This window comes from Bartonella sp. B1099 (genome assembly GCF_944801835.1).
Taxonomy (GTDB): domain Bacteria; phylum Pseudomonadota; class Alphaproteobacteria; order Rhizobiales; family Rhizobiaceae; genus Bartonella.
In genome coordinates this window covers 863767-887689 of sequence record NZ_CALYLN010000001.1, presented here as the reverse complement: position 1 = coordinate 887689, position 23923 = coordinate 863767, and the positions used below count along the sequence as shown (strand labels likewise).

Here is a 23923-nt window from a genome sequence, read left to right as displayed (position 1 = left end):
GGATTATCTCTTAAAAACTGCTGGGGGAGTTTTTTGCATGAAACCAATAAAAAAACTAATTTAAAAGCGAAGGTTTTTGGCAGTTTTATTTTTGCAGCGATGTATTATTTGGATAATAGCTTTATTTAGATAAATTTACACAAGCATCTTCTCTTATTAGGTTAATGAGTTTTTACCTATAAAGTAGTTAACATATTGATTTTATGCTCTTTTGAACTGCTTTTTCGTGAAAAGCAGAAACATTTAGTATGCGGTAATCTGCATTCGTATTAAATTATAAATTGAGATTAAAACAGTGCTTTAGCATTAATGGTACATTTTATTTCATTGCTTATCTGCTTTGCATGTTTTTCTTTAAAAATCTTATTGGTTAGCTTTATTGATTTCTTCTTAAAATAAACTTTCGCCCTTGTCTTAAATGAGGACAAGGGCGAAAATATTTTACTCAATATATTCTGTTGATTATTAATTCAATGTCATATTAAATCCCGCACCTACACCCCAGTGACCTCCAGAATTAGTAACAGATACATTAGACAGAACAGATCCGCTTTCAGATGTATAACCAGCACCAAAGGCAAATGCAGATTTGTTACGCCATAAGCCGGTGCCAAATCCAACACTTAATTTTCCAGGTGTTTCATTATAGCGTAAGTTCGCCACTGCTATACCAATAGCCGCTGCTTGTCTTGCTTCTTTTCGCACACCCTCAATGCTGTAATTCAAAGCATCAAACTTCATATCCGTATAAGATTTCGCTTCATTAATAACATCACTCATTTGGTGATTGATAATGTCATTGAAACGCTCATCCGTATATTTTTTTGCCTTATCAAGGACTACATCTATCTTTTGGTTTGTCTCCCAAAGTTGGCTACCATTCACAGCTTGTTTTGAATCTTTGGATAAATCACCTGCCGCTACATTGTCTAACACTACCGGATCACTTTCACTCACACCAGCGAATGTAACTTTATTGATCTTATCACCCTTTTCATTTTTATCATACTTAACTGCATCATTCGTAACCGTATTTTCAATATTTTTTATCTGTTGATCAATATTATCTACGCGGTTTTCAACTTTGGTAACCCTATTATTTGTCTGCCAAAGTTGGCTACCATTAACGGCTTCTTTTGAATCTTCGGATAATTTACCATTTTCTACATAGTTAATCTTACTTGGCGTTCCATTGTGACGCGCGTCAAAAGCTTTCTCTTCCTCGTTCCAATTTAAACCACTTGATGAGACACTCTGAGCAACATTGTTAATACGATCGTTGATATCGGATAGACTTCCATTAACTCCTTCAAACGCAGCTGCAACATTATCATAGCTAGTTTTATCCTTACCATTACCACCATTCTTGAATTGCGAAACATAGAATGTGGGAGCGTTCCATTCCCCATTCTGATAGCCCGCACCACCACCAAAATAACCAGCTATTTGATTTTTCAGAGTATAAATTTGAGAACCATTTATAGCATCCGTTGATTCAGCAGTAATGTCTCCATTTAAAAGGTACTTAAGCTTGCTCTTTTCTTTTTCTTTACCATGCTGAGCAACGAATGCCTTATCAGCCTCGCTCCACAATAAAGCATCACCTTTTGTTTTATTGATCTCATTAGTAATTTCATTGGTGATTTTATTCTGAATATTCGTGAAAGATGTACCGACAGCAGACAGTGCTTTTTCTACAGTATCATAACTTTCTTCACCTGCTGTACCATCCTCCTTAATTGTCTTAAGCGTAAAAGTAGGTGCTTTCCATTCGCCATTCTCATCATAACCAGCGCCACTACCAAAATATCCTGCAAGATTATTACTCATCGAATAAAGCTGTGAACCATTAATCGCATCCGTTGATTCAGCAGTAATGTCTCCATTTAAAAGGTACTTAAGCTTGCTCTTTTCTTTTTCTTTACCATGTTGAGCAACGAATGCTTTATCAGCATCGCTCCACAATAAGGCATCACCTTGAACTTGCTGCGTGATATTCGTTAACTGATCAGTCACATTCTTGATACTGCTATCAAGCTGACCTTTGTTAACGGCGTCATTGTTGTTCTGTGCGTCATCCACACCAGAAATGATCCGATTTCCACCACTTGCGTTGGCAATATTGATTTCTGCGCCTTCTGTTTTAGCACCAATCGTGAGACGATTTGTTTCCTTATCCTGCTGAACAAAACTCTCACCTTCTACTTTGGTAATCGCATTATTAATCTGGTTGGTAATCTCATTATTAATATTCGTGAAAGTAGTACCAACACCTTTAAAAGCCTCTGTTACACTCGTATAGCTTTGCTCTTCTTCCTCACCATCATTGTTAACAGTTTTAAGCGTAAAAGTTGGAGCGGTCCATTCGCCATTTTCATATTTCGCATCGCCTCCAAAAGTTTCAGCTATCTTCGTAGCAGCGGTTTGGAGATTATTTGATACAGTTGCTACATTTTGATTTGTCGCAAAAAGTTGTGAGCCATTGATTGCATCATGGGATTCTGAAGAAATCGCACCATCAGCAATATTGTGAAGCGCTGTGAGGGTGTTCTCTTTACCACCAAAAGTTACACTCGCATAATTAATGGTGCCATCTTCTTGTTTATCATAATGCACAACTGCAGAATCATCTGACTGAAGATCCTTAGAAAGACCTTTCAAGCTGTCTTCGAGTTGTTTTTTATTAACAGCTTCATTATCTTTCTCTGCTGCCTTAACACCTGAAAGGGTACGTGCCTCATTCATGTTGTTGGCAATATTAATTTCATCGCCTACTACTTCTTTACCAATGGTAATATGTTTCGTTACAGGATCTTGTTTCACAAAACTATTGGCCGCGACTTGCTTTTCGACTTCTTGAACTTGTTTTTGTATTTGTTCTTGGACCTCTTGCTTGGTTTTATTCAATTGTCCAAAATTCACTGCATCGGTCTCATTAGTACCCTCGAACACTCCTGTGATCTTTTTACCACCAGCATCAATACCATCAGTCGTTATTTGAGGACCATTCTCAATTTTTAAACCCATTGCATCTAAAGTATTCGTACCAGTCCTTACGCTACCCAGCGTAATGTCCTTTGCGAGATCAAATTTTATGTTATTGTCGCCCTCACCTTTGGTAATTTCAAAATTTTTACTTCCAGCGGCAAAATCTACCGTATCATCTATCCCCACAGCTTTAGCATTTTTACCGTCAACAGACAGTTTCCAGCCTTGATCCACATAGTTTTTCAAGGACTTCAACTGTGCAACATTCACCGCATCAGTATCTTGAAACCCAGCTGCTACCCCTGTAATTTGCCGCGATTGCATTATAGAATTATCACCAACACTAACGGCACCTAATGTACTTTTCCATTCATAAGTCATTTTAATTGTTTGTTGCCCTATCAAAGGCTCATAACCAGCAACACTACCACCAACATCCGCTACAGAATACGCTCCTATAGCAATTCCTGAACTCACCGTTGCTTGCGCGTTCACCCCCAAAGCTACAGCAGCAGAAGCAGATATAGATGCCCCAGAACCTATAGCAACTGACCCTACCTCATCAGCGATAGCATCTTTGAAACCATTGCCAGTCGTGTTAATTTTCAAACCTTTTATAGCCGCTGCTGCTTGTATTGCTTTTAGCTGTGCAAAATTCACAGCGTCAGTATCTGCACTCCCATCTGCGACGCCTGTTATCTTTTTACCACCAGCATTAATACCATCAGTCGTTATTTGAGGTCCATTCGCAATGACTAAACCCGTTGCATTTAAAGTATTCGCACCTGCCGTTACGCTCTCCAGCGTAATGTTTTTCGCGAGATCAAATTTTATGTTATTGTCTTTTTCGTCTTTGGTAATTTCAAGATTTTTACTTCCAGCTGCAAAATCTACCGTATCGTCTATCCCTACAGCTTTAGCATCTTCACCATTAACAGATAGATTCCAGCCCTTATCTACATAGGTTTGCAATGACTTCAACTGCGCAATATTCACAGCGTCAGTATCTGCACTCCCATCTGCGACGCCTGTTATCTTTTTACCGCCAGCATTAATACCATCAGTCGTTATTTGAGGTCCATTCGCAATGACTAAACCCGTTGCATTTAAAGTATTCGCACCTGCCGTTACGCTCTCCAGCGTAATGTTTTTCGCGAGATCAAATTTTATGTTATTGTCTTTTTCGTCTTTGGTAATTTCAAGATTTTTACTTCCAGCTGCAAAATCTACCGTATCGTCTATCCCTACAGCTTTAGCATCTTCACCATTAACAGATAGATTCCAGCCCTTATCTACATAGGTTTGCAATGACTTCAACTGCGCAATATTCACAGCATCAGTCTCTTCTGTACCTGCTGCTACTCCCCCAATTTGCCGTGTTTTACCTTGCTTAACATTACCAACACTAACAGCTCCGTAAGTGCTTTTCCATACAAAATCAGCACCTTCTCCCCTCTTCCCAAGAGAACTATAACCCTCAACACCAGCTCCAACATTAGATACAGAAGCACTCCCTAACGCAACTCCTCCTACTACTTCAGTTACAGCATAATCCCCAAGCGTAACGCTTTTCTCTTCATTCGCTTTCGAATAAAATCCCACAGAAATAGATTGTTTACCTTTTGCTAATGCACGATGACCAACAGCAGTTGCACCATTTTCCATAGCCTTAGAAACAGAACCCAAAGCTGTTGAATAATCACCCTGAGCAGTGGTATAATCATTTTCCCCGTGTTCACTTTGTGCATTATATTCAGAACCTAATGCGGTACTGCTTTTTCCTAAAGCATGTGCCATGCGGCCTATAGCTATACTATCTTCTTTTATGGCTTCTGCCTGATTACCCATAGTGATGGCAAATTTTCCTGTTGATTGTGTCTTGAAACCAATAGCAACACTTGTCTCTCCTGCTGCATTTGCCTGTGGACCTGCAGCAGTAGAATTTGCCCCAGCTCTTGCACTTGTAAGCGAACTGTCTCTCGCTTGTATTGGAGAGTTTCCTTCTAATGAAGGAGGGACATTCAAGAAAGCTATGCTATTTCCATTATCATCACCAACAGAGAAAGCTGGACTTGTCTGTACAAATGCATTTGATACTTCTTGCGTAGCTTTCTGTGTAGAACTACCATCTTTCTCTAAAACATTTACGGTAGTCTTACCTCTTTCAGAAAGCATATCGTTTAAAAAAATTGCATAATCACTCCCACCTGCATAAGCACTCACTTTTAGTGTCAGCCCTGTATTCAGCGTCGTCATATAATTGTCTTTTGATACATCATGAAGCCCCAAATAACCGGTAGCTTCATCATAAACAGAGATAACACTTTGGGGATATGCCACAGCAACAGTTTTTATATCTGTAGAATCCCCTTCTCTTGAATCAAGATTTTTTGCCAATACAGGAGAAACACTCGACAAAAGTGCAGCGATTGAAGTCAATGACAAAACTTTAATAAAAGGAAAACGAGAAAATTTTAAATCACTCCCCGCTAATTTTGTATATAATTTGTTCATAACAAATTCCCCAATGAAAAAAATTTAACTGTAAACACAAAAAAAGACACATTTAAACGCCATGTAGGTGTTCAGATTTAGTTTTTTGTAACATCAAAATTTATGTGATTAAAAAATAGAAAAATCGCTTATTTAGATGTCATAGTGAATGTCCCCGCTTTTTGTGTTACTCTGAGAAAATAAGATTCATTTTTTTATATATTAGTTAATATTTGCTTAATTTCTAGAATGTTTGGTCGTTTTTTGCAAGGATAATATTGTTTTTCTGGCTTTTAGTTTATCACTTTTATTCATGAAGAACGTGCTAATATTTTGAAGAGAAAGGGGTGTTTTTCTTTTTAACAAAGTGTTAAGGAGAGATATTTTTTGTGTAAAATAAGTGAATAAAGTCTACGATTTTTCTTCAAAAATGCGTAAAGAGGGGCATTTTTAGTTTCATTGTTATCCCTGAAAATAATCTCTTCACAGGCTCTAACAAATGATGAAAATAGAGATGGCTTAAGTTACCGCAGACTCATTTAGCATATTATTTCTATCACTTCTCCAGTCAAACTCAATCTGTTTTTTACCCGAAGGTGAATCGTAAATTTACAGTTTTGTAAAGAGTCAGACTAATTCATCTTTTCTTTTGAAAAAGGTGCAGACTTTGCCGAGATCGTAAAAATTTTTTCTGTTTTTAAAACCTGTCGTTATCATTATATCCCTTATCAATCTCTCTATCCATATCTTTTATAGATGTAAAAAACAATTCACCCCTGCCTCATAAGACAAGGGTGAAAAGAATTTTTATCTGGTTTGTTGATTATCAGTTCAATGTCATATTGAATCCCGCACCTACACCCCAATGACCACCAGAAGTAGTAACAGATACATTAGACCGAATATTTCCATTCTCTGAAGTATAACCAGCACCAAAGGCAAATGCAGACTGACTACGCCATAAACCTGTACCAAATCCAACGCTTAATTTTCCAGGTGTATCATTGTAGCGTAAGTTAGACACTGCTAAACCAATAGCTGCACCTTGTCTTGCTTCTTTTTTCGCACTCTCAATACTGTAATTTAAAGCATCAAACTTCATATCGGTATATTGTTTGGACTTATCAACAGCTTCGTCAATAGCATCAATCGTAATATTATTAATCCGTTGATCTGTGTAGCGCTTCGATTCATCGAGAACGATTTCCATCTGTTCTTTGGTGTAGTCATGAAGTTGACCACCATTTACAGCTTCTTTCGAACCTTTCTCAATTTTGCCATCAGCTACATTGTCAATCATAACAGGTTCACTAGGATCGCCACCTTTTAAAGTGATTTTATTGGTCTTGTTGCCGTTTTCATCTCTGTCATAGCGAACAGCATCCTCAGCAATATCGTTAACCTTATTATCAATATTATCAACTTTAACATCAATATTGGTAACTATGTCCCCAATATCCCCAATCGTATTGGAAATATTATCAACTCTTTTATCGATAATCTCAACATGCTTTTCAACATCCGTAACACGATTTTCAACCTTTGCAACACGCTCATTGGTTTGCCAAAGTTGTCCACCATTAACCGCATCTTTGGAACCTTTTTCAATTTTACCATTGGCTACATTAATAATTTTACTTGGTGTTCCATCATGAGTAGCATCATAGGCTTTTTTATCCTTATTCCACTTTAAAGCATCTGAATCGACCTTGTTGATGACATCATCAATACGGTTATTAATGTTTGACATATTTTTATTGACGTCACCAAAGGCATCAGCAACATTATTGTGGGTTTTCTCAACTGTCGTACCATCAGCATTAACTTGAACAATCGTGAATTGAGGTGCTGTCCATTTGCCATTCTCATATTTAGCACCACCGCCAAAATAAGCAGCAAGTTGATTACTTATGGAATAAAGCTGGCTGCCATTGATTGCATCTGTTGAATTAGCAGAAATGTCACCATCTTTGACATTGCGAAGAGCAACTGGTCCGTTGTTTTTATCGCCACCTAAAGTTACGCTACTATAATTAACAATACCATCTGCATTTTTATCGTAGAGAACCGCAGCAGCACTTGCTGTTTCAATATCTTTAGAAATTTTCTCTATACTTTTATCAAGTTGGTCTTTGTTAACAGCTTCATCGCCCTTCTCTGCTTCCCGCACACCAGAAATTTTGCGTGCTACCTTTCCAAATCCTGCAATATTGATTTCAGTACCAGCTGTATCCTTACCAATGGTGATAATACCTGACACTCCTCCTTCTTGCTTAACAAGATTATTTTTTTCCAAATCAGAGATTTTGTTATCAATCTTATGGATAGAAATATTCACACCAGTAAATGCCTCTGTAACATTATTATATGGGTTTCCATCAATAACAAAAGCTGGCTCTATACCGTTAATTACATCCGTGCTCCCACCAAAGTACTTCGATGTTTTTTGGGCAATCTTGAAAAGCTGCGAACCATTTACAGCATCTGTTGAAGTTATAGAAAGCATTGCTTCTTTCACACCAGAAATGGTTCTCTCTTTACTATCTCTATTTGCAACACTAATTTTATCGCCACCTGTTTCCTTACCAACGGTGATCAGACCGTCTTCTTCCTGCTTAACAAGACTATTTTTTGTTATATCAGAAATTTGATTATGAATATTCTTAAAAGTATTGTTCACGCCTTCAAAAGCACCCGCCACATTATCATAGGGTTTCTTAGAGACAGTATCATTAGCATCAATATGATAGACCTGGAAAGTAGGAGCATGCCATTCTTTATTTTCATCATATCCAGCACCACCACCAAAATAAGAGGCAATGTCATTCATTGCATTTATAAAATGATGATTAACATTCCTTATATTCATATCAAGCCCTGACAAAGCTGAGCCAACATCATTATACTCCTTTTTATTTACTCCACCATTTGAATCAATAATAGTCAAATTATATCTTGGTCCTGTAAAAACACCATTTTTGAACGAAGTATTACCACCAAAGAAGTTTGCAATTTCACTGCCCATAGAATGGATTTGAGAACCATTTACAGCATCTGTTGACTTTTCTGAAATATCGCCATTTTTAAGAAATGTGATTTTGCTGTTTGTTTTATTACCGTCTTCACCATGACGTGCAACAAACGCTTGTTCATTTTCACTCCAACGTAAAGCATCTTGAGAAAGTCCGTGAATTTCCTCACCAATATTGATAATTGCATCTGATATAGCAGTAACTTTCGTATCAATATGAGCAACATTTTGATTCGTATCCCAAAGTTGTGAACCATTTACTGCCTCAATTGAATCTTCATACAATCCTCCTTTTTCAACACCAGAAATTGTCCGAGCATCACCTGATTTGTTTGCAATATCAATTTTCGTGCCCTCTTTTTCCTTACCAATGGTAATAAGCTTCTGATTTTCTACCCATTTAACAAGGCTATTGCTTGCTATCTGATCTTTTATTTCAGTCAACTGTCCATAATTTACTGCATCGGTATTGTCAGTCCCCTTTGCTACTCCGGTAATCTTTTTACCACCAGCTTGAATGCCACTCTCCATTATTTTGGGACCACCATCAACAAATCCAAAGCCACTATTATTCATAATGCTGTTACCTGTAGTAACACTCGTCAATTTAAGCTTATCATTCAAAGAAAAGGTGACTTTATTACTGTTGTCATTGTTTTTTTCAATTGTGATATTTTTGTGCCCCTCATTACTTTTATAAGCAATAAGATCTACTGTACTACCAGCTTTAACATTTGTAGCATTTTCACCATCAACAGAAAGCTTCCAGCCATTTTCTGCAAGTGTCCTTACCTCTTTCAACTGTCCATAATTTACTGCATCGGTATTGTTAGTCCCCTCTGCTACTCCGGTAATCTTTTTATCACCAGCTTGAATACCACCAAAAGTTATTTTTGGTCCACCACCATCAACAAACCCAAAACCATCACCATTCATAATGCTATTGTCTGTAGTGATACTTTTCACTTTAATACTTTCATTCAAAGCAAAGGTGACTGTATTGCCGTTGTTTTTTTCAATTTTGATATTTTTGCCACCATCCTGATCTGCAGAAACAAGATCTACTTTGCTACCAGCTTTAACATCGGTAGCATCACCGCCATTAACAGAAAGCTTCCAACCATTTTCTACAAGTTGCTTTATAGTTTTTAACTGCCCAAAATTCACTGCCTCATCATTTTCAGTCGCCTCTGCTACTCCTTTAATTGTTTTACCACCAGCATGAATGCCATTAACAGTTATGCTCGGTCCATCATTATGTCCTTCACCATTTTCAAATCTAAAGCCAGTAGCATCCATAATGCTTTGTCCTGCTTTAACAGACATTACATTAATATTATCAGCTAAATCAAAAGAGATGTTTTTCCCATTTGTATTTGCAATTTTTATATTTTTTTTACCAGCATTATTATCCCCAATAGCAAAAAAATTGACTGTGCTGCCTGCATCAATATCTGTAGCTTTTCCATTTTCAATAGAAAGCTTCCAGCCTCCTGCTTTTGCTGAAAATTCTTTCAGCTGCTTTAAGTTCACTGCTTCATTATCGTCAGTCGCCTCTGCCACGTTTGTAATGGCTTGATTGCCGGCATTAATACCATCAATAGTCATGCGCGGACCATCTTCACCGTTAATAAAAAAGCCATCACCACTCATATTGCTATCCCCTGTGGTAACGCTCGTTAACTTAATATTATCAGCTAAATCAAATTTTACAGTGTGGCCATCATCCTTCGTAATATTAATATTCTGACTTTTTGTATTACCTTCTCCCTTCTCAACAGCAACAAACTTTACTGTATTTCCTGGTTTAACATCTGTAGCTTCTTGATTGTTAACACTAAGTTTCCAACCACCGCCACCGTTCTTTTTTACATAGTCTTTCAGCTGCCCCAAATTCACTGCCTGATGCTCTGCAGTCGCATCTGCCACATTCTCAATCTGTGTATTGTGAGCATTGATACCGTGACCAGTCATACTTGGGCCGTCGTCATTACCATTCTTAGTGTAAAAGCCATCATCATTCATAAAGCTGTGACCTGTGGTGACCTCTGTTAAATTAAGCTCATCAGCCAAAGTAAATTGAATGTTATGCTTACTATCTACATTGTTTTTTGTAATCTTTAAGTTATCTTTTCCTTCGCCACTATTTGTCACTGAAAAATCTACTGTATTGCCTGCATTAACAGCTGTAGAATCTTTATTGTTAGCAGAAATTTGCCAACTTCCTCCTCCTGCTATGACATCTCTCATAGCTTTTAACTGTGCAACATTAACTGCATCGGTATCTTCACTTCCCGCTGCTACTCCTGTAATTTGCCGTGTTAGGTTACCTTTACCATCGCGACCTCCAACTTCACCAATGCTAAAAGCACCTGCCGTGCTTTTCCATGCAAGACCGGTTCTTTTATCCGTTTTTTGACCTGTTGTAGGATCATAAGTATTTACACCTTTTTTTCTATCAGAGATAGAACCACCACCTATAGCAACACTATCCTCAGCAAACGCCTGTGCATTTGCACCAATCGCAACTGAATCTTCTGTTTTAGCGTAAGTATGCGAACCTATGGCAATGGCATTTTGAGACTCTGCTATTGCTTTTCTTTGAGGAGATACTCCTTCTGTTCTTTCAGACTTGACACCACCTATTGCAATAGCTCCTGATTCTTTCGCTTCAGCCCTTGCGCCGATAGCAATCGCATATTCTTTTTCTGCTTTTGCCTCTGCTCCTACAGCAACAGTACTTTTACCAGAGGCAGTTGCAAGTCCACCAATAGCAACCGTAGCCTCTTCTGATGCTTCTGATCCCACCCCCATAGCAACGCTTGCTTTACCACTTGCAAGTGCAGAAACACCAAAAGCCTGTGCTCCACCAGCCTTTGTAGTTGCACCAGCACCAAATGCTGTTGAATAATTCCCCATTGCAGCAGAACCACAACCCGTTGCAAAAGAATAAACACCATAAGCCTCAGGCATAATATTCTCACTACCGTCAGTGCTCATTTTTCCCATATAACTATTATTGTTAGTGAGTTTTCCCTCACTCATCCAAGTAACCTTACTAGTGCTTTCTCCATAAGGATTGCCTACAGTCGTGGCATTGTAACCATAGATGAATCTCTCATATTGCTCTTTTACAGGTATTCGTCGATCATCAGTAATTGTTTCCTGTTGCTTACCTCCACGACCAACAACATTGTCCACACCGCAGAAATCATTATCACCAGCAAAGACAATACTCCCATGACTGCCACGCGGATAAAGAACCTCAGGACCACTTGTATTAAAAAATGCCCCTCCTGTTATGCCAACACCCGCAGCGAAAACGGGAGAGACACTTGATAAAAGTGTGGCCATGGCAGTTCCTAATGAGACCGCTTTAAGCAAATTTGATTTTGAATATTTTTTCATAAGAACCTCCTCCAACAGAGCTCAACATCATTACAACGCGCAAAAAACCTCATGGCAAAACCCTCGTTTGCGCACCTCAAAAAAACAATAAATCAATATATCCCCCCCTGATACCGATACTCACCCAGCATCAGCCTAAAATCTTTGCAACAACATCAAATCTAGAAAAGTCCCCAACCCTTTTAGCTAGAGGGATTCAAGCTAAAAAATAAATAAAAACACAAGACTTTGAAAATATACCTTTATCTCCATTCAAAAACACTGCGTTTTATCTCTTAACAAAAACAGTTTTTTTCACTAAAGAGCAATTCTACTTTTCAAATAAAGCGCAACAGATGAATGGCAAGAGTGTAAAAAATAATTTTTTATAAATTTGCAAAAATACTTCTTATGAAAGACAAAAAGCGTTGTTTTATAACAGTTGTGCTTATCTGTATGAAAATTATAACTTTTTAGACTTATTTTATAATCTAATAGATTATGCCCCCTATGAAACTTCGTTCTTTGTTATGGGATAACCTATTCTAGAGGATTATTATTTTCATAAGAAATATAGAATATTGAAAAAAATTAAAAAAATATGTATAATTTATTGTTTTTATAGATGTTTTTATCACTCAATGCATTTTTCTTCAAACTTATAGCAGAAGAGAATTTTATTTTTGAAGGCTGTAATTCATATGCCTTGGGGCGTTTTATGTGCCTTTTCAGCTTCAATTCTACGCTTTAAATGCAATTTTAAAAGTGGCAAAGTGGCTTCGACTTCTTCTATGTCGTTGAGGTTTTCAATAAGCTCTTGTAATTTTCCGTAAAGCTCTGCTGCTAATTCCGCAACATCTTCAGGAGAAAGTGTTATGTTTGCATCATGATATGTTGTATAAGCTAAATATCCAAGCTTTTTCATCAAACCAGCAGGGATTGCTTGTGCTTTTAAACCAGCCGCTTTCGCCTTTGCCATATCTGAAAACATCTCGCCATTACCTGTTACAAGCCAATCCAATGAAACACCGCAAATTTCTTGATATTTAGATAGCGCAGAGGCTGTAGGTTCACTGATACCCGTTTCATAAGTTCCTATAGAGCCAGCAGTGATTCCAAGATGTTCAGCAAACTGCTTACGCTCTGTGAAACCAAGAGCATGACGCACTTCACGAAAACGTTTTGCCAACTCAGTTTTAGGTTTTGCTTCCGGACGAGCCAAAAAATTACTCCAAAATCAATATAATAGTCGACTAAACAATTATATTGATTTACATCTGTCGTTACTGCTCTTAAAAAAAGCAGTTATCACATACATAACCCCACAAAAACGGATGTTACAGCATCCATTTCAGCAGGAGCTGAAAATCATGACAATTACACAAAAAATGCGACCGCCATAGTGTTTTGCCAAGCCCTTACTCTCATCCCCCTAGGCAAAACGCGTGAAAGTTTACCAAATATCGACCTTCAGTGTCAAAAACATTTGGGCATTCTCTCATGAAAAAACAATACCTGCTATGGCCAATTGTATGCCCGTTGAGCAAAGTTCTTATCAACGGCTCTCTCAAAAAGCGCAGACATATGTCTCACAGCAGTAAAAAAACCATGTGGTTCTCTTCATTGCGTGCTGTGCAATATATCACTGAAATCTTATTATAAAAACATGCAAATGCACTTCTCATAGCTTTTTATAAGACAAAAGGTTTATTAATGTCTAAAACTCAATATAAAAAAGGCAAAATAATTTCACTTCTGCAAAAAATGAGATTATTACACATTCTTAAAAAGCTGAACGTTTACAAACTATGCCTGCTTATGTAGATATTAATGGCATTGATTTAGCTATGATTTAGCAATAAAAAGGGTATTTTGTGTATTGCCAAAATATTCTTTTTATGCGCAAATTAAAAGCCTTTTTGCAATGTATTTTAAATGCTATAAGTTCTATAATAAACGCATTGCCATCCATATTTACAATTGGGCACTTCAAAGTCTTGGAGTGACAAAGTTTTTAATAGACATTGATTTAGAAGTGCGTATTTTGCATAAAATTGATAAAACCATGAGGCTCGTATATATGGAAACTCTGAGTGATGATAGTGGAGTGATCCTTAAACAAACCAAAACTGTACAAAAAGCCGTAACGTGGAGGGATTTAGTATGACCTCTTTATGCGGTAAGGAGTTATCCGATACACTGGTTGGTCTTTATGATGACTATCAACGTGGTTTTGACATTGGAGAAGAGCTTAAATTGTGTGTAGATTTAGCTTTATCTCTTGAATTGGAACTCAGTATTCTCCGTTTAAGTGAAACAGATACGCTTTTAAAAAAAGAGATTGTGCAAACCTTGAATCGTCGCAGAAGTGCTCATTCCAATGAAGATGAAATTGATGCAATTTTTCGTATGGATTTTGAAAAACAAAAATAGTGTAATATTCTTCCCGTATGATAGAGCACTTTGACCCAAAAAAATTTTTAAGAAGCTTTAAAGTGTTGCGCCCTTGCCTCTTTACAAGAGTCCAGTGAATTAAAAAAAAACGCATAACCCCTTGTTGGTCATCATCAAAAAATAAAGAGTATTTTATAACAATATAAAGCTATACTTTCTTCATTAAAAGTACAAACCTTAGTTTGCCATCTCCTTTAAAAGCAAAATATGAAATATGCCGCCTCGTAAATGTTTATAAAATAGCATATAGTTTTACTAAACTTCAATGTATGATGGTGTATTATACATAAAAAGCGAATAAAGTCAATATGTTGAGTGCAATTATTTTATATGAATTCACTTAAGAATCCATCCTTTTATACGTGATTCATTTGACCATTTTTATAAAAGATTGCCGTGTATGAATAGAGCATAAAAAGCAAATCATGATGTAAATATTATAACGCATGTGTGTATTCAAATGAAATGAAAAGCAGCTATCATTCATAACAGTTCATAAATTTTATGATACGTTTTTATCACTCACAAATCGCATTGTTTTAAAATTTAGTCGTTTTAAATTATCGATAACATAATTTCATGGGTTTAAAGAATGGTATGTATTTTGCTCTTTTTTGAGCGAAACCTTAAAAGGAAAATAATCGTTTGAAACTTTTATAAGCTTATAGATTTTCATTTATAAGATTGCATAAAAGATTTAAAAACAAAATCGTTTTTAAAACGCTTACTAAAAATTTAGAAAATGATAGGCAGTTATATACAGACACTATCATCACAACAAATATGAAATTCAAAACGTTATATCTTATGAAATCAAAAGCCTTTTTAATGATATAGCAAGCGAACAACAAACATTTTAAAAGTTATCGTTTAAAAATACGAAACCAAATGGGGGCAATCCAAATTTGGAGGCACCTATTGAAACAAAGATAAGCAAACAAAATTCAAAACCATTGTAACATCATAAAGGCATGGGATTTTACTTAATTTTTAGAAAAAACAATGCTGTTCAAAAAATGCTCTATTCTAAAGTTAACGCCTCCAAAATTGGATTGGTTAATTGAGTGCAAAATGAAAAGATGCTTATGAGAACCTCTTTAAGTGAACGTTTAAACGTTTGAAACATAAAATGAGATCTTTATAAGAAACGTTGAAAACCTCTTTTTATAACAGCTATAATTTAGTTATCATTTGCTTTTCAGAACGTTTCATTTAAAGATCTAGATTTCACAGCAGAGCCAATTTTAAAAGCCTTATATTTTATGAAAGCGTTTTGATTTGTTTGATAGGTTTTTATTTTAGAATGTCAGTTATTTGAATTCACTCAACTCAATTTTGAGCTTAGTAGTATATTAAAACGTTTTAAAGAAGCATTGTGATTATGTGCTTTATTTCAAATGAATCTCTTTAAAGAAAAGGGCATTTTATTGATACGTTTGATAGCCATAAAAGCGTTTATATTTTCTTTCATTCAAATGAATGCTATCAAGATTATACCTATCCTTTACGTTCCTTTTGATAAGTTTTCATAACGACAATAGAGCGCTTGCAATATGATACGTTTTGTATATAGGCATCATTACTCCATTGCGAGTGATTAATTTTAATCATTAGAATCAAAATTAGAAAGCCGCGTCATATTAATGGCACGGCTTTCTTTTTGAATTCTCTCTTTTATGATACGTTTTAAACAATGCTTATAATGCATTTATAGCCATAAAGAAGGCACTCACATACTATTATTTGTTTTATTTCTCAATCTTTACAACCTCATCGCTTTTATAGACCTCATAATTATCAGGAACCAATTTTATTTTACTTTGTGTATCTATTTTTGCTCTTCCATAGGCACGACCCCAAACCTTGACATAACCAGAGATTTTCGCATTGCCATAAACAGAGCCATAAACCGCGGCACGACCACTCACTATAGCATTGCCATAGACCTTGCCATAAATCTTTGCAAAGCCTTTGATAGCAGCTTGTCCATAAATTTTTGCACTGCTGTAAATACAAGCAGACCCAGAAACCTTTGAATGACCATAGATCCTTGCATGATCATAAACAAAAGCATCATGAGAAACGCGCGCATGATTATAAATATGGGAATTGCTATAAACACGGGCGCAACCACTCACATGAGCTTTGCCATAAACATTCCCTGCGACATGAGCACTGTCATAGACACAAGCATGGTCATAAATTTTTGCATATCGAGTGATTACAGCCTTGCCATAAACCTCAGCATTGCCATAAACAAGAGCCTCATCATAAACCCAGCAATTGCCATAGTGTGATAAGTTGCTTTCATTTTCAATATAGCCACCTAGATCGCCAGCCTTGACATCATCAAAATCTCTTAAAGCTCTAATTCGCTTTAAGAAATGACCATCTATATATTCACAATCATCAATAAATTCATATTTTTTTGCACGCTCTTGTTTGTTAACAGAAGCGGTTTCATTTGAAATGTTAGAAATAACGGGGGTGTTTTTTGATATAGTTTTCATAGTCAAAACCTTACTGATTATACGTTTTTCAATTGACACCTTCTATAGAGGCGTCGGGTGTTGAAAAACACGGCAGTAAGTCCGTTGCTTACACTTTTCCCATAAGGGTATTATATGGTGTAAGCACACCCGACAAAATCGTTATATGCCAATCACAGCATAAAAGATAGTCACTATTTTAAAGACTTTGGAAAGGTTGTTTCGTAACCTATCCGCTTACTGTTTAAAGTGTTTTTCAATCACTTGAGTATTTATATAGCAAAATACGTATTTATTGTCAAATAATATTTTATCTTTTTTTGATATTTTTTATGATTTTTTTAAATGCATTGTGTGTAAATATTTATCATATGCTTATGAATTGCTTCTTTTGTATTATGTGATTTTAAAGCTATATTATGGGCTTTATTAAGAGATTGCGTTATTTTTTGAATCTATACATTTATAATATTTAAAAACGCTCTCATCATGCGTATTTTTAACTTTATAACGTATTTGTTTTTTACTAAATGGTTTTAAAGATTTCTGTTAATTTCTTTTTATAACACATTTGCAACTTAACAGCCTTTTATAAGGGCTGTCTTTATAACCAATGCATTCATTTGCAACGTAATTATGAAAATGCATTATGATTATGAAACCCTGCTTTTTTCACGTGTGCTTTATAGCTGTTATAATCTTTATAGCCACCGCATCATTTTTCATTTTCATAAGAGAGATTATAAATAGGATAATTGTGATTTATTGCTTTTATGAAAGCATCTAAAGAGAGATTGATAATTATAGAGATCAGTAAAATTCCTTTTAATAGGCTTTTGTCATTTTTGTCAGTTTAGTCAGTTCTTTTTAGAGCCTATATTATTTTTTTTAAATGAGAGAAAAATTAAAAACATTATATTTCAATATATTAGCATTTTAATGATACAACCTATATCGACAATACAACCATAAATTCAACTCATAATATATATGTGTCAGTTATTTGTCAGTAAATTGAACTGACAAAAGTAATCATTTTAGTGAGTGATTAAAACATGTCTTATGAAAGCATGTGATCCTTTAAAGCCTTTCAATAGAAAGGGGGTATAATCATAAGAAATGCTATTAAAATTATTATGGTTATGAGTTTTGGAGGTTTAGGGGGTTTTGGGTGTTCTTTTTACACCCCCTCTATATATATTTTTTAATCAAAAATAAAAGTTATTATATTTCAATATGTTAATATTTCAAATAAACAACCTATATTAAACACAATACGTAAATACAATCTTTAATATATATTTAAGAGGGTTTTGTAGGGGTTTTGGGGGTTTTAAACACTGTCAAAACCTATAGATAAAATTCTCTTTAAACAAAGCTTTTGAAAACAATAAAGCTATCATTTGAGATTACGGTATAATCTCTTAAAAGCAATCCAAAAGAAGTGTATTCTATTTAAGATGGGATTTCTTAAAAGTCTTAAAGCAATCCAAATAAGAGTGTTTAAAAGTGCAAAGCTTCTTTTTTTAGAATAACGCATGATAAATTATTTCTTTTAAGATTGTATCTAATCAACTTAATAAAAGAGGTATAGATTATAAGGCTCTATACCCCTTATAAGATAGCATACCCATTATATGAGCATACCTTAATAAGTCTATTCAGTTTCTCTAATTTCTAATTTTGGTAGGTTCTTAACAATCTTCATTGTCTCTAAACTTACAGTAATAACCCTTTGAAACAATTCTAATGGATAAGCAGGGTTTCCAACGGTCTCAACAGCATAGCGATTGGCATCATTAATAATACCACTTTTTTTATCAGTCTTTACGCATTGACGCCCCATAACCCATTCAAGAGCAGGCTTGCCATTGACGATATACTCATAAGCTTCAAGAGGGATATCTGTCATTGTAATGTTGCTGTTATAAATAACTGTCGATTTATCCTTTTCCTTACTATTCTTAACTTTTGCGAATTTCATTTCTGTAACGTAGTAGAATTTTTCTGGATTAGAGATATCAGTTAATTTTGGATTGCCTTTTTTAAATGTGACTGGATAAGGCTCCACATCTTCATAATTCACATGCAAATGACCCAGTTCACGCCCTGCTGTAACAAATTTCCAAAAATCATCAACACTCTTTACACAAGGGATACGAGGCAATTCTTTAGAGAGGTTATCAGCATAACGGGCACGATAATCTTCCGAATGTAAAATTCCGTAAACATAATAGAATAAATCATCCTTTGTTATATTCTCATTTGGATAAGCCGCTTTAAAATGGGCTAGACCTTCATCCGTAATGGCATCATGCCTCTGTAAACCAGTTGTGTTGTTTTCCTCTGTAGAAATTAAAAATAAATGGGATTGTTTCTCACTTTTATTTTTTAAAACCGTAGTGTCTTCATAAATATAGCGTGGAAAGCATTGGCTTTTTTCTATTGAATCCAAGTTAGGTACATCCTTAGTCATAAGTACAGAAAATCCCTTCATTGCTCCTGTACCTGTAATTTGTATGACTTTATTTTCAACCACTTGTTCTATAGGAAATATGCGCGGCATTTGATAAACCATTTCATTGAAGATACGATTATAATAAAGCCACTGTTGTGTAAAAGGACGATACAAACTTTGCGTAAGGCATGCCTCTTCGAAGTTGAAAATCTTTCCTTTTAATAAATCTTGTTTAAGAGCACGGCTCCAACTGATTTTTTTTACATCTGAATTGACAAAATTATTTACAGCCTTTGTACGTTCTTTATGGTCAGCATGTGGATAGATCTCATTAAAACGTTCTACTTCACGGTTATAGAAAGTAATCATATTACTCATGTTGTTAGCTAAAGCTTTACGGCTCGAATTGTATGCCCAAGCATCACGGCTGGTCGTGATACCGCAAGAAAAATTTTCAAAAAGCTTTTTATTATTTCCCTTCTTATCACCTAATGCTAGGAATGTTTTAAAGTTGTCATCACGTTGTCCAAGCCAATCACCATGTTCATCTGGTATAATTATTTGCCAACCTTGTTTACTTCGTGTAATACTGTCAATGCTACTAAGGGATTCAATTATCGTAAGTTTTTCTTTTCTTTTAAGATAATCTCCAATGTCACGAAAATATATCTTACCACGCTGTTGAGATTCTGGGTTTTTGACGAGAATGGAAATAGCAATGGGAGCTCGAGATCCTTCTCCAAAAATTCCACCACTTTCTTTCTTACGTTGTTCTCCAGAAGTTCGTGCATTCCCCCGCAAATGGAAAATATAAAGGCTGCTAAATTCTTCAACGAGACACTTTCGCAAACCATCCATAGATTTCGTATCTACAAAACTTGCATTTGTCACAAAACCAATAACACCACGGTCTTTTATACGATCACTAGCCCAGCGGATAGCGCGGATATAACTGTCATAAAGATTTCGCATATTGGTTGCCTTAGATTGATCCGCATAAGTTTCACGAATACGGTCATCTAGTATGGGATAAGGACTATTCTTTGCATTATCGTTTTCATTTTTTTGTCCTACCGAATAAGGGGGATTGCCAAAGATAACTTTGATATTTAGATTTTTCTGGTGTTCTAAATATTCGCTGTTTTCTTTGAGTATGCCGTCTATCAAGTTTTTTTCTTTAAGCATCTGAAAGGTATCGGTCAAACCAATATGCTTAAAAGGAATGTACTCTCCTTTCATAAGACTATGATAGGTCGATTCAATGTTAATGGCGGCTATGTAATAAGCCAGTAAAACAATCTCATTAGCATGAATATCATGACGGAACTTATATTCCAGATCCTCTAGTTTGATGAGATTGGATTGTAACAACCGTGTGATAAAGGTACCAGTACCCGTAAAAGGGTCAAGAATAGAAACACCACGTGACCCTAAGCTTTTCCCAAATTCATTGCGCAAGACATCATCAACAGAGTGAATGATAAAATCAACAACCTCAACGGGGGTATAAACAATTCCAAGCCTATCCGTGGTTTTCTTAAAAGCTTTGGCAAAAAAATCTTCGTAAAGTTTGATAATAAGATTCTGTTTTGCTTGAGGTTCGGTAATCCCTGCTGTACAGAACGTGATACTTTTGTAGAATTTATCAAGATCTTTTGCTTCTTCCTCAATATTGGTTTTATCCAGTTTCGCTAAAATCTTTTCCATGGCTTGAGAGATAGCATTGTTCTGTACAAACTTATTGCCATCAAACAAAGCTTCAAACACGGGACGCGTTACAAGATGTTGGGCTAACATCTCAACAGCTTCTTCTTGTTTGATTTCACTATTTACGTTGTTTTTTAGTTCCTTATGAAAGGCATCAAAAGCATGAAAAGTTTCACTCTTTTCGTCCACAAGCATATCTTTAAGACGATTGATATGGTTTTGTGCAATCTCAGCAACATTGCCAGCCCATATGCCCCAATAATCCGTGATTTTAAAACTATCCAGAAAAATTGTCTTGATAAAATCAACAAATTCAGAAGGGCGGAATAATTCTCCTTGCTCTGTAGTCGATTGAGAGTTGCTTGCTGCTGTTCCAATAACATGTCCAGAACTTTCTCCTTTTGATTGTATCTGGACCTCATCAACTGTTGTGGTGAGTTCTTTTAATTCATTGTCACGCTTAATCTCTATAATCTCAATCGTATGGCTGCTATCTTGTCCTAAAGACATTTGATTAATCGTTCGAGCCAGCCTCTCATCATGAGAATGTAAAGCATTCAAAACTTGCCAAACAACATGGTACTTCTTATTATTCCGTAAAGCTTTTTTGGCTTCTAAATGCGAGGGAATGATAACAGGTAAAATGATATAGCCTGTCTTTTTTCCCTTGGCACGACGCATCACACGCCCCACCGCCTGTATCACATCCACTTGGCTATTGCGCGGGTGTAAAAACATGATGGCATCAAGAGCAGGAACATCAATCCCTTCTGAAAGACACCGAACATTGCTTAAGATCCGACAAACATTGTGACCAGCATCTTGTTTCAGCCAATCCAATTCTTCATTGCGTTTTTTGACGCTTTGCTTTCCGTCAATATGTCTTACTTCACAATTCAAAAAGGGTACATCTTTAAGGAAATCATTGATATGAGATTCGATAATTTTATTGAAGAGCTTTGTGACATATTTAGAAGTATTGATATCTTTGCAAAAAGCTAAGGCACAATGCATGGGCTCTGTATCATCATCATCAACAGCTGCTTCCTTATCTATTTTAGTCAGTGCTCTATAACAGCCAATAATTTTTGCCGCATCATCTAAATCAATTTCACGGTCTTCATTGGCAATAATCTTCTGTATGGCTGGTGTGATATAGGTTTCATCAATGCCTAAGACCACAATCTTGTAAGGGGTTAAAAGTTCATTCTCGACAGCTTCAGTGAAGGTATAATGATGGAGTTGTTTTCCAAAAAGCGCTTCATCATCCATGGACGCCAAAACGGCATTAATCTCATCAGCCCGTCTTTTGGCAGTCTCACTAAAGATACGAGGCGTTGCTGTCATGTACAGACGTTTTTTACCTCGAATAATGCTGTTATCATGAACTTTGACAAATTCAGATTCATTGTCATCAGTTCCCAATGAAGCACCAGTCGTACGGTGTGCTTCATCACAAATAATCAGATCAAATTCGGGTAAATCATATTCCTTTTGCGCATCGGAAATCACTTGAATGGAATGATAGGTTGAAAAGATGACCGTCATTGCCTCTGCGAAGTTTTCACAAGCTTCTTTGGCAAGGGCTTTTGCATCTGTTGTAGCAGGAAGAACAAGATCTGATGTTTCCATGCCAACCATGTCATCTTGGTTTTTACGACGCTTTCCTACTTTTGTATCCGAACACACCGCAAAGGAACGCAAGGGAATTTGTGTGTCCAGTGTCCATTCACGGATTGTTTGTGAGACTAAAGCAAGAGAAGGCACCAAAAACAACACACGCTTGCCTTTTCCCGCTATGGTCTCTGCTATCTTAAGGCTTGTGAACGTTTTGCCTGTTCCACATGCCATAATTAGCTTGCCACGGTCTGCTTCTTTTAAACCTTCACAGACTTTCTTGATGGCTTCTTTCTGATGGGGACGAGGTTCTTTTGTAACTTTCAGAACAACTTTTTGTTTTGTTGCAAATATTTGCCAATCTATACGACTGTTTTCCATATGACGAAGGTCAATGCGATAAACGGGTATCGCTTGTCCTTTAATCATGGCATTCACATTGTCACTTAATTCACTTTCAGTGCTATCAACGAGAAGGCGATATTTAAAGATGTCTTTTCCAGAGGCTGCGATAAAGCTATCAATATCCTTTTTACTGATCTGATGGTCTGCTTTATAAAACTTACATTGAATAGCCACATAGCCTTCTTGATTGCGAAGTTTTGCAACCAGATCAATGCCGATATCATTTTTATTCCAATCCTCACGCTCTTTAGCCCATTCAAAATAGCTTTCAACCTTTTCATAGCGTCCATAATGGATAGGGTCATGCATAAGATATTTGCTAATAAAATCTTCAAAAATTTTTCCCTTTTTAGCATTTGAAGTTGCTTGTTGACGATAATATTCCAACAGAGAACGTAGCGTGACGTGTTTATTATCAGACTTAACAGATTGCAGCATATTACAATAAAAATCCCTTGCCTTATAAGATGATCAATAACCATCAAAAGAATCAAAACGAATTCAATTAAATGCGTTTAAAACAAATATCGATAAAAATGGGAAAAAACTGCTAAAAAGCCGATAATTTTTTCAAAAGAGTTTTTAAAAGGATACTTATCAACAGCCTATGAGAAAGATCAGATCAGCAAAATAGTGAAATTTGCTATTCATTTGATGTGTTACTCAAGACAAATTCACTATGGGCGCTTAAAATATCATAATGATTATTTTGATAAGTTTTATAAATCATTGAAAAGGGTATTTGTGTCAGTTCAATTTACTGACAGATAACTGACAGGTTTTAATCAATTTACATCATTGGTTATTTTTAAAGATTGCACCATTGATATGAGTTGTGTTTTAAAGTCATTAATCTATTGAAATATAATAACTTTTATTTTTGATTAAAAAATA

At 35.9% G+C, this 23923-nt stretch carries 6 protein-coding genes; 1 reads left to right on the top strand and 5 read right to left on the bottom strand.

Translation table 11 applies throughout. From position 1 onward, the window contains the following. Positions 1-465: 465 nt before the first annotated feature. From NNJ73_RS03715 to NNJ73_RS03705, 3 genes are all read right to left on the bottom strand, one after another. The gene (locus tag NNJ73_RS03715; RefSeq protein WP_254492769.1) at positions 466-5502 is read right to left on the bottom strand and encodes a Vomp family autotransporter; all 5037 of its coding nucleotides are present in this window, start codon (positions 5500-5502) and stop codon (positions 466-468) included. An 805-nt stretch (positions 5503-6307) separates the two neighbouring features. Continuing rightward, a complete protein-coding gene (locus tag NNJ73_RS03710; RefSeq protein WP_254492768.1) occupies positions 6308-11920 on the bottom strand; it encodes a Vomp family autotransporter in 5613 nt (1870 codons plus the stop codon). Positions 11921-12596: 676 nt separating this feature from the next. Further along, positions 12597-13121 carry a helix-turn-helix domain-containing protein gene (locus NNJ73_RS03705; RefSeq protein ID WP_254492767.1) on the bottom strand — a complete coding sequence of 175 codons (525 nt, stop codon included), beginning with the start codon at positions 13119-13121 and terminating at the stop codon, positions 12597-12599. Positions 13122-14062: 941 nt separating this feature from the next. Between NNJ73_RS03705 and NNJ73_RS03700 the strand changes: the two genes are divergently transcribed. Beyond that, a complete protein-coding gene (locus NNJ73_RS03700) occupies positions 14063-14332 on the top strand; it encodes a hypothetical protein (protein ID WP_139412706.1) in 270 nt (89 codons plus the stop codon). A 1769-nt stretch (positions 14333-16101) separates the two neighbouring features. Here the strand turns inward: NNJ73_RS03700 and NNJ73_RS03695 are convergent. Further along, positions 16102-16863, bottom strand: coding sequence for a hypothetical protein (locus tag NNJ73_RS03695; protein ID WP_254492766.1), 762 nt, complete (start codon positions 16861-16863; stop codon positions 16102-16104). A 1636-nt stretch (positions 16864-18499) separates the two neighbouring features. Beyond that, the gene (locus NNJ73_RS03690; protein ID WP_254492174.1) at positions 18500-23467 is read right to left on the bottom strand and encodes a type ISP restriction/modification enzyme; all 4968 of its coding nucleotides are present in this window, start codon (positions 23465-23467) and stop codon (positions 18500-18502) included. Between the last annotated feature and the right edge of the window lie 456 nt (positions 23468-23923).

Bases quoted from the DNA above. Each gene is read 5' to 3' on its own strand.
- NNJ73_RS03715 (WP_254492769.1), bottom strand. From the start codon at position 5,502: ATGAACAAATTATATACAAAATTAGCGGGGAGTGATTTAAAATTTTCT.
- NNJ73_RS03710 (WP_254492768.1), bottom strand. From the start codon at position 11,920: ATGAAAAAATATTCAAAATCAAATTTGCTTAAAGCGGTCTCATTAGGA.
- NNJ73_RS03700 (WP_139412706.1), top strand. From the start codon at position 14,063: ATGACCTCTTTATGCGGTAAGGAGTTATCCGATACACTGGTTGGTCTT.
- NNJ73_RS03695 (WP_254492766.1), bottom strand. From the start codon at position 16,863: ATGAAAACTATATCAAAAAACACCCCCGTTATTTCTAACATTTCAAAT.
- NNJ73_RS03690 (WP_254492174.1), bottom strand. From the start codon at position 23,467: ATGCTGCAATCTGTTAAGTCTGATAATAAACACGTCACGCTACGTTCT.